The organism is Candidatus Pseudothioglobus sp. Uisw_041 (assembly GCF_048087625.1).
Lineage (GTDB): Bacteria > Pseudomonadota > Gammaproteobacteria > PS1 > Pseudothioglobaceae > Pseudothioglobus.
Genome location: NZ_CP159805.1, coordinates 917,674 through 931,088 on the forward strand (window position 1 = coordinate 917,674; position 13,415 = coordinate 931,088).

The 13,415-nt window shown below is 34.9% G+C and carries 16 protein-coding genes and 1 tRNA gene; 13 read left to right on the top strand and 4 right to left on the bottom strand.

What is annotated here, in order from left to right:
* Positions 1-125 precede the first annotated feature (125 nt).
* Positions 126-1,487 (bottom strand): S41 family peptidase, encoded by a 1,362-nt coding sequence (locus ABXT44_RS04640; RefSeq protein WP_416686112.1) that lies wholly within the window; start codon positions 1,485-1,487, stop codon positions 126-128.
* A 174-nt stretch (positions 1,488-1,661) separates the two neighbouring features.
* On the opposite strand from ABXT44_RS04640, the gene ABXT44_RS04645 reads away from it, so the two are divergent.
* From ABXT44_RS04645 to acpS, 12 genes are all read left to right on the top strand, one after another.
* A tRNA-Arg gene (locus ABXT44_RS04645) sits at positions 1,662-1,738 on the top strand.
* A 414-nt stretch (positions 1,739-2,152) separates the two neighbouring features.
* Positions 2,153-2,473 carry a hypothetical protein gene (locus ABXT44_RS04650; RefSeq protein ID WP_416686113.1) on the top strand — a complete coding sequence of 107 codons (321 nt, stop codon included), beginning with the start codon at positions 2,153-2,155 and terminating at the stop codon, positions 2,471-2,473.
* Complete coding sequence (locus ABXT44_RS04655; protein WP_416677034.1) at positions 2,473-2,688, top strand: TIGR02450 family Trp-rich protein; 216 nt, start codon at positions 2,473-2,475, stop codon at positions 2,686-2,688. Before ABXT44_RS04650 ends, ABXT44_RS04655 begins: the two co-directional genes overlap by 1 nt.
* A 13-nt stretch (positions 2,689-2,701) precedes the next feature.
* Positions 2,702-3,079, top strand: a complete 378-nt coding sequence (locus ABXT44_RS04660) for a (deoxy)nucleoside triphosphate pyrophosphohydrolase (RefSeq protein ID WP_416677035.1) — start codon at positions 2,702-2,704, stop codon at positions 3,077-3,079.
* Positions 3,080-3,142: 63 nt separating this feature from the next.
* Positions 3,143-3,610 (top strand): DUF1643 domain-containing protein, encoded by a 468-nt coding sequence (locus tag ABXT44_RS04665; protein ID WP_416688429.1) that lies wholly within the window; start codon positions 3,143-3,145, stop codon positions 3,608-3,610.
* Between the two features lie 134 nt (positions 3,611-3,744).
* Entirely contained in the window at positions 3,745-4,533 is a 789-nt protein-coding gene (lgt, locus tag ABXT44_RS04670; RefSeq protein WP_416686114.1) for a prolipoprotein diacylglyceryl transferase, read from the top strand.
* Positions 4,530-5,324: a thymidylate synthase gene (thyA, locus tag ABXT44_RS04675; protein ID WP_416686115.1), complete on the top strand. Its 795-nt coding sequence runs from the start codon at positions 4,530-4,532 to the stop codon at positions 5,322-5,324. The genes lgt and thyA overlap by 4 nt, the downstream gene beginning before the upstream one ends.
* A 3-nt stretch (positions 5,325-5,327) precedes the next feature.
* Positions 5,328-5,993 (top strand): ribonuclease III, encoded by a 666-nt coding sequence (gene rnc / locus ABXT44_RS04680; protein ID WP_416686116.1) that lies wholly within the window; start codon positions 5,328-5,330, stop codon positions 5,991-5,993.
* A complete protein-coding gene (gene era / locus ABXT44_RS04685) occupies positions 5,990-6,874 on the top strand; it encodes a GTPase Era (RefSeq protein ID WP_416686117.1) in 885 nt (294 codons plus the stop codon). The genes rnc and era overlap by 4 nt, the downstream gene beginning before the upstream one ends.
* On the top strand, positions 6,867-7,553 hold the full coding sequence (recO, locus tag ABXT44_RS04690; RefSeq protein WP_416686118.1) for a DNA repair protein RecO: 687 nt from the start codon (positions 6,867-6,869) through the stop codon (positions 7,551-7,553). Before era ends, recO begins: the two co-directional genes overlap by 8 nt.
* 8 nt (positions 7,554-7,561) lie before the next feature.
* Positions 7,562-8,293: a pyridoxine 5'-phosphate synthase gene (gene pdxJ, locus ABXT44_RS04695; protein ID WP_416686119.1), complete on the top strand. Its 732-nt coding sequence runs from the start codon at positions 7,562-7,564 to the stop codon at positions 8,291-8,293.
* Complete coding sequence (acpS, locus tag ABXT44_RS04700) at positions 8,290-8,688, top strand: holo-ACP synthase (RefSeq protein ID WP_416686120.1); 399 nt, start codon at positions 8,290-8,292, stop codon at positions 8,686-8,688. The genes pdxJ and acpS overlap by 4 nt, the downstream gene beginning before the upstream one ends.
* A 19-nt stretch (positions 8,689-8,707) precedes the next feature.
* Here the strand turns inward: acpS and ssb are convergent, their stop codons facing one another.
* Genes ssb through ABXT44_RS04715 form a run of 3 tightly spaced genes read right to left on the bottom strand, consistent with a single transcriptional unit; the run spans position 8,708 to position 11,148 of the window.
* Positions 8,708-9,178 (bottom strand): single-stranded DNA-binding protein, encoded by a 471-nt coding sequence (gene ssb, locus ABXT44_RS04705; protein WP_416686121.1) that lies wholly within the window; start codon positions 9,176-9,178, stop codon positions 8,708-8,710.
* A 17-nt stretch (positions 9,179-9,195) separates the two neighbouring features.
* A complete protein-coding gene (locus ABXT44_RS04710) occupies positions 9,196-10,353 on the bottom strand; it encodes an MFS transporter (RefSeq protein WP_416686122.1) in 1,158 nt (385 codons plus the stop codon).
* 24 nt (positions 10,354-10,377) lie between these two features.
* Positions 10,378-11,148 carry an outer membrane protein assembly factor BamD gene (locus tag ABXT44_RS04715; protein WP_416686123.1) on the bottom strand — a complete coding sequence of 257 codons (771 nt, stop codon included), beginning with the start codon at positions 11,146-11,148 and terminating at the stop codon, positions 10,378-10,380.
* A 136-nt stretch (positions 11,149-11,284) separates the two neighbouring features.
* Between ABXT44_RS04715 and ABXT44_RS04720 the strand changes: the two genes are divergently transcribed.
* Positions 11,285-13,390 (top strand): RelA/SpoT family protein, encoded by a 2,106-nt coding sequence (locus ABXT44_RS04720; protein ID WP_416686124.1) that lies wholly within the window; start codon positions 11,285-11,287, stop codon positions 13,388-13,390.
* The last annotated feature ends 25 nt before the right edge of the window (positions 13,391-13,415 follow it).

Consider the following 13,415-nt stretch of genomic DNA (forward strand, 5'->3'; position numbering starts at 1 on the left):
AAAAAGCTTACTATGGAAAAAATACTACAGATCATTTAAGCTTTAAAGAAATTCTGGATTTTTCAAGCAAGTAACCCTTCAAAAAATAGCCTTCCATAAGTTTCTTTATGAAAGGCTATTAGTCGTTATTTCTTATAGATTTTTAGTGCCTTTAAGACATTCATTGCCTCGTGCACAAAATAGTCTTCCTTTAGAAGGTCAACATACTCTTCATCCCTTAAATCACTAATATTATCTTGTGACTCAATGATTTGTTCAGTAGAGAGATCAGAAGGTGCTACTGGAGCTTCAACCTCTTCAGCAGAGAGAGAATTCTTAAGATCTTTTTCTTGCTGGCTAAGGTCTATTGAATCTTCATTTTTATCATTTTTAAGAGAGATGTTTTCAAGTTCAATATCAGGCGTTATTCCTTTTCCCTGAATAGACCTACCCGAAGGCGTAAAGTATCTCGCAGTTGTAAGCTTTAATCCAAAGCCATCTTGTAAATTAAGCACGGACTGGACAGAACCTTTACCAAAAGACTCTTCACCCATAATCAAAGCTCTCTTATGGTCCTGAAGTGCGCCTGCAACAATCTCAGAAGCAGAAGCAGACCCTCTATTCATTAATACAACAATAGGAGCACCGTTAAGAATATCACCAGGCTTTGTTGGGAATGAACTATTAGAGTATGGAGTTCTACCTTCGGTATAAACCACAATACCAGGCTCATCGATGAACAAATTAGATATATCAATCGAAGAATCCAAAAGCCCACCTGGATTATTCCTTAAATCAATAATTAAAGAATCAAGCTCGCCTTCATTCTTTTCTACTAAATCTGCAACAATAGTTTTCACTAGAGCAGCAGTTGGTCTTTGAAATTGTGCAATTCTTAGGTAGCCAATACCTTCATCCAGTAAGAGTCCTTTTGCCGAGGTGATCGTGATAATTTCACGCGTTATTTCAACTACAAAAGGAGCAATATCAGGCCTTCCAATTGTTAGTTTAATGGTGGTTCCTGGGGCACCTCTCATTAGCTTAACTCCTTCTGCAAGGTTAATTTGGCTTACGTTTTGATCACCAATTTGTAAAATAATATCTCCAGCCTTAAGGCCTGCTCTGTATGCAGGTGTGTCATCAATTGGGGATACAACCTCTATATACTCACCCTTCGTACCAATGACAATACCAAGGCCACCAAATGCGCCCCTTGTACTTTCACTTAAGTCAGACTGGCCACGTGGCTCAAGAAAACTAGAGTGTGGATCCAGGCCCTCAACTAAACCTCTTATCGCATTGTTAAACAACGTTTCATCATCAATATCATCAACATACATTAGCTTGATTTGAGAGAAAACAGTAGTAAAGGTATTTAAACCCTCAAAGAAAGATGGGGAGTCAAGAGGGGAGTAGTCTTCTTCCTCAGCTAAAGATCCACTTGTAGCTCCAAAAAAGAGAAAAGCAGAAAGAGCAGTTGATTTAATTAAAGCCTTTGCATTTATCATAATAAATTTAGTTAGTAATAAAAGTGAGTTGGTAAATTGATTTTTATAAGGATTGTACTTGTGTTTTATAAAGTTTAAATGAAGAAACCATGTAGTTTTAAATAAAATATTGCAAATTCATATAATTTTTACTTCTAAACGTAATGACTCGACTAAAATTATCACTTACTAATTGCGCTCGTAGCTCAGCTGGATAGAGTGTCGGCCTCCGAAGCCGAATGTCGGGTGTTCGAATCACCTCGAGCGCACCAATTCTAAAAGCTTTCATAACTTTTATTCCGTCTGAAATCCTGTATTTCAACTCTTTATCTAAACAACTTCTAATCTTCATCTAATCTTTATTGCTTGTTATTAGAATGTCGTCCGATTGAAAATTACTTATAAATTAATGGAGATAATCTATGGAAACTAAACTCGTTTTATGGACAACTGGATGTATGGCATTTATGCTTAGCTTTATGTACGCAATGGTTAGTATCATTAGTAGCTTTGTAAATTAAATATTGGGGGCTATTAATATTGACTATGAGTTAATAAGCCCAGGGTCAACAGTTTAAATTATCAACCAAAACTTCTTGACTCTGAATATATAATATACAAGCTCTAATTGTTCGGATGAGCCGTGTTCACTATTAAGCCAACTATCTGGATTTAGAAGATTATTTATGAAAGTAGAAAATATAGAAAAGCCTACAACAAAATTTATAGCAACAAAGCTTTTTTGGCTTGGAGTAATTGGTACATACATTCTTGCAGGTGTATTACTTAATAGACTTGAAACTAATGCTGGATATGAAGAGCTTAGGTTCACCTCCCTAATTCCAACTCTTTTTTATTTTTTTATCTTGTTTCTAAGTTACAGGTCTTTTGAAACTCAAGCTGTTAGAACCACTATTTTACAATTTGTGACTCAAATGCTACTTCTCCTTCCTTTAATGGCTATGTATATGGCGGTAATACTTTTTACTACAAAATTTTCAAGTTAATGAATAAAGTAAGTTCTAAAAAATTATTTAACAGTAAATGGACGGCAGTTGCACCGAGTAATAAAGAAAAACACTTTCTTATTACTGAACTAAGCTTTGATGAAAACAATAACGTAACTCATTGTTTAATAGAGTCAGTAATATCGAATCGAGTAGAACTTATTAATTGGGAAGATTTAAAGGAGAGTAAACATTGGTTACAAGGCTGGAAGTGAAGAAAAATCAACTATGAAAGTTACAGACGTTGTTGCTGCAATAATCAAGAAAGACAATCTATATTTAGTTACCCAAAGAAATAGAAATAAACACATGGGCCTTAAATGGGAATTTCCTGGCGGCAAGGTTGAGGCCAATGAGGCTCTTAAAGAGGCTTTAGCTAGAGAGATATACGAGGAATTAAACATAGATATTAATGTTTATGAAAAGCTTGCAGAGGAAAGCTATAAAGACAGTGAAATTAACATTGTTCTTCATTACTTTCTTTGCACAATAAAAGATGGTGTTATTAACCTTAATGAGCATGAAGCGATGGAGTGGATAGATAAAACAGATTTTGATAAATATGATTTCGTTGAAGGTGACGGAAATATTACCTCACTAATTTAATTGTAATTTAATTAATGCTTTATCATTAATTGCTATGAATCACTTATCGTACAAATGATCACTATAAAGAAAAGCGCAGTATTCTCAGACTGCCGAAAATACCGATATTCTTTAACAAGATCATGGAATTCAGCAGATGGTTATGTTTTATTCATTGGATTAAACCCCTCTATTGCAGACGAAACAATTGATGACCCCACATTAATAAGATGTATTAATTTTGCTAAAGACTGGGGGTATGGTGGCTTAATCATGGTTAATTTGTTTGCTTACATGGCAACCTATCCAATGGAGCTCAAAAAAGTCAAATTACCAATAGGGAAAGATAACAATATGCATATTTTAAAAAACCTTCAAAAGAGTGAGCTAACAGTTGTAGCGTGGGGTAATGATGGTTATTTCCTGTATAGAGATAAGGAGGTGTTAGAAATTATTAATAAACCAATGTGTCTAAACATAAATAAATCAGGTCAGCCGTCGCACCCCCTTTATCAAAAGAAAGACCAAGGATTGATCAATTTTATTAACTAGTTATTTGGCTTATCAATAGCCAGTTTGGTACACTAAAACGGCAACATTGCCTATAATCCAATACATAATGAAATATGCTTACAATTCTGAAATTAAACCAACTTAAACGTTACATTTATGCGCTCATTTAATCTGTGAAATACTTTGTAATTGACCCAGTAATTTTAGACTTAGGAATTGTACAAATTTACTGGTATGGGGTCATGTATCTTTTGGCATTTTTAGTAGCCTATTTACTTGCAAAATCTCGCGTTAAATATCACTCTGAATGGAATGTAGGGCATGTTGATGATTTAATTTTTTATGGCGCTTTAGGCGCTGTACTGGGAGGGCGCTTTGGTTATTTACTTTTCTATAACTTCTCAGTTTTTATAGCAAACCCGTTAACATTTTTTAATTTCCAGAATGGTGGAATGTCTTTTCATGGCGGCTTCTTAGGCGTTTTGATTGCAATGATTTTATTTAACAGAAAATCAAAGTTTTCTTTTTTTCAAACGACTGATTTTATTGCGCCACTTATACCACTAGGGCTTGCTTTTGGGAGGATAGGAAACTACATTAATGGAGAACTTTGGGGAAAAATAACAGAGAGCTCATGGGGGGTTTATGCGCCTGACCAAAGCGGCGTTTGGGCTCAAAGATATCCTACTCAATTATATGAAGCATTGCTAGAGGGAGTTGTTTTGTTTGTCATATTATGGTTTTTTAGCAAAAAAAATCCACCTATTAGATCCACTTCAGCTTTATTTTTGATTTTTTATGGCGCCTTTAGATTTATAATTGAATTTATAAGAGTGCCTGACTCGCATCTTGGCTACTTAGCTTTTGAGTGGTTGACAATGGGGCAAGCATTGAGCCTTCCGATGATTCTCATTGGCCTGTATATATTTTATAAATCCTATTATGTAAAAGGGAGAACATGAAACAATATCTAGATTTTTTAAGGCTTGTAAGAGATACTGGCGCTGACAAAACTGACAGGACTGGTACTGGAACTAAAAGTATTTTTGGTTATCAAATGCGATTTAATTTAAATGATGGATTTCCAATTGTTACCACTAAGAGGGTGCATGTTCCTTCAGTCATTCATGAGCTTTTATGGTTTTTAAAGGGTGATACAAATATCAAATACCTAAAAGAAAATAAAGTAAATATTTGGAATGAATGGGCAGATGAAAATGGCGACTTAGGGCCAGTATATGGCGCTCAATGGCGAAAATGGAAAAACTCTGAAGGTAAAGAAATTGATCAAATCAAAGAGGCAATTAATCTTATTAAAAGCTCTTCAGACTCAAGGCGAATTATTGTTTCAAGTTGGAATGTTGGAGAGTTAGACAAAATGGCGCTTGCCCCATGCCATGCGTTGTTTCAGTTTTATGTGGCGAATGGGAGGCTATCATGTCAGCTTTACCAACGAAGTGCTGACATATTTCTAGGAGTCCCTTTCAACATTGCCTCTTATGCATTACTTACTCATATAGTAGCTCAGCAGTGTGATCTTGAAGTTGGAGACTTTGTATGGAGTGGTGGAGATTGCCACGTTTATTCAAATCATTTTGAGCAAGTAGAAACTCAGCTAAAGCGCACTCCAAAAAAACTTCCAAAGATCTTAATTCATAGAAATCCAGATAGTATTTTTGACTATAAATATGAAGATTTTGAACTCTCTGAATATGAACATGATGATCCAATTAAAGCTCCAGTTGCAATCTAGCATATGCAAAAATTACAAAAAAATATTTCTTATCAATTTAAAGACATTAATCTCCTTAAGCAAGCCTTAACTCATCGAAGTGTTAGTAAAAAAAATAATGAAAGATTGGAGTTTCTGGGTGACAGCGTCTTAGGGTGTGTAATCTCTCTAGAGATTTATCAGCGCTTCCCATTAATTGATGAAGGACAACTATCAAGACTTCGATCTAATCTTGTCAGAGGTCAGACTTTAGCTAAGCTTGCCAAAACACTCAATATTTCTGAAAGCTTGTTGTTGGGTCAAGGAGAGTTAAAAAGTGGCGGATTTCGACGGGAATCAATCCAGGCAGATGCATTTGAAGCTATTTTAGGGGCTGTCTTCCTAGATTCTGATTATTCAACGGTTAGTGGGATCATTTTAAAACTCTATGATGACCTTTTAAATGAATCGGGACCAAAAGATTCATTGAAGGATTTTAAAACTCAACTTCAAGAGCTATTGCAAAAAAAAGGATACGCTTTGCCAGTTTACGAGCTTATTAAAACAGAAGGCAAAGATCATAACGCCATTTTTTACGTCAACTGCTCTATTAAGGAATATAGTCTTGGCGTTGAAGAGAGTGCAAAAAGTATTAAAAGAGCAGAACAGGCCTGTGCTGAATCAATTTTAAAAGGTATCTTAAATAAATGAATTTTCAATCAGGCTTCATTGCAGTAGTAGGGCGACCAAATGTTGGTAAATCAACCCTGGTTAATGAATTAATTGGGCAAAAGCTTTCAATCACATCACACCGTCCTCAAACAACTAGGCACCGAATTAACGCTATTGATACTCAGGAAAACTATCAGATGGTTTTTGTAGATACTCCTGGAATTCATATTGGAAACAATAAAGCAATCAATTCATATATGAATAAAGCTGCTAGTTCAAGCTTTGCTGATGTGGATATGATAATTTGGCTTGTTGAAATATTTAAATGGACAAAAGAGGATGCTCGCGTGTTAGAGCACCTAAGTAAGGTTGATTTACCCGTTATAATCTGCGTGAATAAGATTGATAAATCAAGCTCAGTGGATAAGATACTTCCTTACCTTGAAATGCTTGGTGAAAAATTTCAAGCTAATGAGGTCTATCCTTTGTCTGCCTTTGACCGGTCCCACACAAAGCAACTTAGAAGCTTGATTCTTAAATATTTGCCTGAGCAAGATCCTATTTATGATGATGATTACATAACAGATCGCTCTCAAAAATTTGTTGTATCCGAGTTCATTCGTGAGAAACTTATGAGAAACTTATCGAATGAGCTTCCATATGACATTACAGTAGAAATTGAGAAGTTTGAGCTTGATGGCAAAATGTATAGAATTGCTGCACGCATCTTTGTTGATAAGGCCTCTCAAAAAAGTATTGTAATAGGTCATAAAGGTGAAATGTTGAAAAAAATTGGGCAAGATTCACGTATAACAATTGAGGGTTTTTTAGAGGCAAAAGTATTCTTAGAGCTGTGGGTTAAGGTTAGACAAGGCTGGTCGGATGATAAAAGAGCCTTAGCATCTCTAGGCTATGACTAGGATTGAGAATTCTCCAGCATTTTTGATTCACAGAAGAATGTACCAAGGAAGCTCTCTGTTACTCGATTTCTTTACTAAAAACCATGGTAGAGTGCGCTTAATAGCCAGAGGTGCTAGAAGCAGTAAAACATCACTTCAAATGTTTCAATGCTTAAGTATTTCATTTAAGGGAAAGAGTGACCTAAAAAGCCTCTCCCAGTGGGAAATTTCTGATGAACCACGCAGGCTACTTGGTGATGATCTAATATTAGCTATCTATGTCAATGAGCTTCTTATTAGGCTTCTACCTGAAGGAGATGAATACAGTGAGGTTTTTAGTGCTTACTGGAATTTCATCAAAAAAATGGATCAAAAGTCTAGCTCTGAAAAAGAATACTCACTACGCATATTTGAAAATCAGTTGTTGCAAGAATTAGGTTATGGGCTTGACTTTAATGATGATATTGAGGGCAACCCAATCAAAACCAATGGCCTGTATGATTTTATTGAAGATCAGGGTTTTAGTGCGCAAACTGAAGGTAAAATTTTGGGTGAAATTCTATTGAATATTGTCAATCCTAATCAAGTAACTCCAAATTCAGAAGGGTTGAACACTTTAAAAAAATTGAATCGAAAAAGATTAAAACCTCTTTTAGGTGATAAACCACTTAAAAGTAAAGAGTTATTTTTTGTTAATTAGGCGTAATTATGAGTATTTTTCTTGGCGTTAATATAGACCATATAGCTACATTAAGACAGGCCAGAGGCACAAAATACCCCAGCTTGATTGATGCAGCGCTTATCTGTGAAAATTCTGGCGCTGATAGCATTACGCTTCATCTTAGAGAAGATAGGCGCCATATTCAAGACAATGATGTTATTGAGTTAAAGTCCAGGTTAAAAACTAAAATGAATTTAGAGATGGCAGCAACTGATGAAATGCTCAAAATTGCCTCTAATGTTTTGCCTGAAGACTGCTGCCTCGTCCCCGAAAAGAGACAGGAGCTGACAACAGAAGGTGGCCTAGATGTTGCTTCACAAATAGTTAGAATGAAAGAGGTTTGTTCTCAACTCAGTTCAAATAATATTAAAACATCTCTTTTCATTGATGCAGACAAAAGACAAATAGATGCCGCTGCTGAATGCGGCGTACCAATAATTGAGATTCATACAGGTCACTATGCAGATGCAGCCTCTAAAGCTGAGTCTGAATTAGAGCTTAAAAGAATATCTGATGCTTGCGAATATGCTGTAAGTCTTGGAATTCAAGTTAATGCAGGGCATGGTTTGACACTTTTAAATACTACTGCTGTAGCTAAAATTGAATCAATTGTTGAGCTAAATATTGGCCACTCAATTATTTCAAGAGCGCTATTTGTTGGTCTTGCTAATGCAACATCTGAAATGAAAGCTTTATTATTAGAAGCGAGGGCTATATGATCTATGGAATTGGAACTGACATAGTGAACATAGAAAGAGTCCAGACAATTATATTAAAAAATCGTGACGGCTTTATAAAGAGAATATTAACTGAACATGAGCAGGCTTTATTTGCGAATAAAGCTGATAGTGCTGCTTTTCTTGCTAAGCGTTTTGCTGCAAAAGAGGCTTTTTCAAAGGCTTTAGGCACAGGAATTGGAAGAGTAGTTAGCTTTCAAGATCTAACTATTCGAAACAATGAAAATGGAAAGCCTTATTTTTTACCTAGTGAAAAGCTAAGGCTATATTTATTAGAAAAAGGAATTAAGCAAGGGCACCTAAGCATATCAGATGAAAGTCAAAATGCAGTCGCTTTTGTAGTCCTTGAAAAACTAGATTCTGAGAGTCTAAGTTAAAAAAAAACTTAGGACGACTCTAGAAAGGAATATCATCCTCAAATTCATCTTGAGCAACCGGAGTAATACTTGGTGCTTGTTGAGTATTTTGAGCAGGCTGCGGCGTTGATTGAGGTTGTGATTGCATTGGAGAGTTGGAGTCATCACGGCGATCAAGCATCTGTAAGGTTCCACTAAATCCACTTATTACAACTTCAGTCGTATAGCGGTCCTGTCCACTTTGATCTTGCCATTTTCTAGTTTGCAATTTGCCCTCAACATAAACCTTAGAGCCTTTATCTAAATACTGGCCAGCTATTTCAGCAACTTTTCCAAACAAACTAACTCGATGCCATTCAGTTCTTTCTTGTTTTTGGCCAGTATTTTTATCAGTCCAAGACTCACTAGTTGCAACTGATAAATTACTTATTGCGTTTCCATTTGAAGCGTATTTAATTTCAGGTTTTGCGCCTAGATTACCAACCAATATTACTTTATTTATTCCGGCCATGCTAATATTTACTCCTGTTAAGTTTTAGTTTTAAGTGGTGAAAAAAGAACCATAAACCACCAGATAATTGCTACAAATATGGTGAATAAGAATACACTATTTAAATCGTAAATGTCATAAATCAAACCACCAATTGCACCGCCAATAAACGTTCCTAAAAACTGTGATGTTGAAAAAATACCCATAGCAAGACCCCTCTTAGAGGCGCTCGCAGTTTTAGATAATAAAGAAGGTAAAATTGCTTCAATAGTATTAAAGGCGACAAAGAATATGGTTAAAGTAATGAGAAAAACTGAGAAATTTAAGTTTGAAATATAAAAAATAATTTGACTAATAATTAGTAGAAAAATACTAAGCAACAATATGTACTTTGTTTTTTTAAATTTCTCTGAAATAATTATAAGAGGAATCATTCCAATGAATGATAGCAATACTGCTGGAAGGTAAAGCTGCCAGTTATCAATCATACTGACTATTTGGTTTTCCATAATAAGAAGTGGCATCACTATAAAACCGCTTGCAAGGATTAAATGTAATGAAAATACACTAAAATCTAAAGCAATTAACTCTCTACTTAAAGTTTCTCTAAAGGCACCAAAAGATAGCCGATAATAATTGATTGGCTTGGAGTGCTCAAGAGACAATACTATTAGCATAGCAATAATTGAGAGTAGGCCTATAACCCAAAACAATCCTGAAAGCCCAATCCTTGAGGTTATTATTGGCCCAATAATTAATGAAAGCATAAATGCCACACCAATTTGAAAGCCTACAAATGCATTAGCCTTTGCTCGATTATCTTCAGATATAGAGTCAGCTAAAAACGCCATTAAGACAGCTGATATTGCGCCGCCGCCTTGTAAAGCCCTCCCAATAACTACAAATATAATATTAGAAGCATTTGCTGCAACAACACTTCCTATCAAAAAAATTAAAAGCCCTATAATCAGGATAGGTTTTCTTCCAAATCGATCAGAAAGATAGCCAAAAGGTATTTGAAGTAGGGCTTGAGTAAGACCATAAATCCCAATTGCCATACCAATCAAGAAAGGGGTCGAGCGATCATAATCACCTGCATAAACACTCATGACAGGAAAAAGCATGAATAAACCCAGCATTCTAACAGACATAATTAGCGAAACTTTTAAAGCAAATAGCCTTTCAGTTGAGTTCATAACTAAAGATATTATATTTTGACGCTAATCAATTGAATAGTTTTTAGAGTAACCAGGATAACTAGAAGATAAAACTATTCTTATATCACTTGCGAGCTTTGTAGCATTTATTTGGTCATAATTGTATGCCATTAGATCAAGACTATCAGGAATAGAAGAGCTATTTGGATAATTCTCAATAATAAATTTTGAGCGATTTATTGCGGCAATGTGTGAGCCAATTTTGGTATAGTATATGGCAACATAAAGCTCATGCCTTGCAAGAGTATTCATAAGTTTAGCTAGCTTTTTACCCGCATCATTTGCGTATTTAGAGTTAGGAAAGGTATCAATTAAATCAACAAAGTAAGAATAAGCTTCAAGAATACTGTCAACATCTCTCTGTGCACTATCCGTTACAAAATCATCTAAAATTGAGCTAGATTTATCTTCTGCAACTACACCTTTTAAGTAGTAAGCATATGGGGTAGAAGGGAGGTCAGGATATTTTTCAATGAATTTATTTAATTCAACTATAGCTCTTGTGTATTTTTTACGCTTATATAGATTGAATGCAATATCAAGCCTAGCTTGAATAGCATATTTTGAGCCTGGATATGATGAAAGAATAATTTGATATTGATCAATAGCTTGATCTAAAGAGCCAGCATCAACCATATCTTCCGCCTTCTCATACAAAGTCTTAGGTGTCAGGCCATTTGCGACTAATTTCCTTGTTTCTTTACCTCCCCCAAAAGGGGAGCATCCAGCCAAAAAAATGAAAGATGTAAGTATAAGAATTAAGGATTTAGTCATTGTATGAGCTTGATATTTACTTTTAATCAGTAAATTATACTTATGTGCGTTTTTGAATGGAAAGGTTTACATAAAGAACTTCTAGTGAATAGTAACCTGCTTATAATTATACTAACCTTATTTTATTTCTATATTGATGGCAACAACTCTTTTTCAAAAGCATACTAAAATTGATGACTTGTGCTTAGTTTTAAATAGTTACTTACCTCATTCCGAGATCGAGCTAGTAAAGCTTGCTTATAGGACGGCTAATAAAGCACATTCTGGTCAATTTAGAAAGTCAGGTGAACCTTATATTCACCACCCACTTTCTGTTGCTTTAATACTTGCTGATCTAAAACTTGATTATTTTTGTGTTGTTGCCGCAATTCTCCATGACTGTATCGAAGATACTTCAGTAACTAAAGAAGATGTCCAAGCTCAATTTGGAGAGCAAGTAGCTCATATTGTTGAAGGAGTATCAAAGCTGACTAGCTTAGAATTCACTTCAAGCTCACAAAAACAAGCTGAAAACTTTCAAAAACTAATATTGGCGATGTCTAAAGATATGCGAGTTATGGTTATTAAATTAGCTGACAGACTTCATAATATGCGTACTTTAGACTCAATGAGTGACGAAAAAAAAATACAAAAAGCAAAGGAAACTTTTGAGCTTCACGCTCCAATTGCAAGGCGACTTGGACTCCATAGTATAAGGGTAGAGCTTGATGATTTATGCTTTAAGACACTGCACCCAAGAAAGTACTTAATAATTAAAAAGAAAATCAGTAAGCAGTATGGAAACCACAAGAAAACAATAAATCTAATTAAAACCGAAATTGAAAATAGGCTAAAGTTTGAAGGCATAAATGCAACTATAGAAGGGCGTCAAAAACAACCTTCTAGTGTTTACAATAAAATGAAATTTAAATCAAGAAAATTTTCAGAGGTTCTTGATATGCATGCCTTTAGAATTGTAGTAGAAAATACAAATACTTGCTATCAGGTATTAGGTCACATTCATAGCCTTTACAAACCTATTCCGCTTCAATTTAAAGATTATATCTCAGCTCCAAAACCTAATGGTTACCAGTCTATTCATACTGTAGTGCTTGGTCCTAGAAAAATGTTCATTGAAGTTCAAATTAGATCTCAGGAGATGGAATTCATATCTGAGTATGGAATCGCTGCACACTGGCACTATAAAAATACAGATAAGCCTACTGATAAATTAGCTCGGAACTGGATTGGATCTTTACTAGATATTCAACAAAATACTGATACATCAGCTGACTTCCTAGAGAACACAAAAGCCGACTTATTTTTTGATGAGGTATTTGTGTTTACTCCAGCTGGTAAGATAATTCAACTTCCTCTTAGAGCTACAGTGCTTGATTTTGCATATGCTGTTCATACAAATATTGGAAAAAAATCTCAAAAAGCCACTATTAATGGAACTGAAGCTGAGCTGTCAACAGGTCTTAAATCTGGCCAAACTGTTGAAATAATTACAAGTCGGTTTGTTAAGCCCAAGCCAAGCTGGCTAGACTTTGTTGTAACCTCAAAAGCTAAAACTGCTATTAAGGCTCATCTTAAAGACAACTCAAAGACTGAGCTGGCAAGACTAGGAAAACTTTTGATTTCTGATGCGCTTAATTATCAAAAAATTAAAATTAATGATGTACCTAAAGATAAATGGGATAAATGCTTAAAAGAACTCAATTGCTTTGATTTTCAAGACCTGTACATAAAGGTAGGATTGTCCGAAATATTTGTAGCTGTTGTTATTAATAAACTTCTCCAAGATATTAATAATGAAACAATTAATACAATTTCTATAAATAAAACAAAAGGAATGGCAATAAACTTTGCTCATTGTTGCTACCCAATACCTGGAGATGAAGTTACAGGGGTTTTAACAACACAAAAAGGACTGGTTATGCACCGCTCAATCTGTTCAAATCTGGAACATATTAAAGAAAAAAATGCACAATGGATGGAAATTGAATGGAACTCGAATGATGATGAAGTGTTTGAAGTTGCAATAAGCGCATTAGTTGAAAATAGAAGTGGCCGCTTAGCAGCAATAGCAAATACTATAGCTAATCTAGGTGTTAATATTGAAAATATTGAACAACAAGAGAGCCAGCATTCCACAAGGTTATTTCATATTGTTGTTGTCATTAAAAACATCATTCAACTAAATGACGTATTGGAACAACTTAACAAGCTCCCACATCTTGTTTCTGCTGAAAGAGTTTAATATTTATTAAAATGTACTAAGTTAA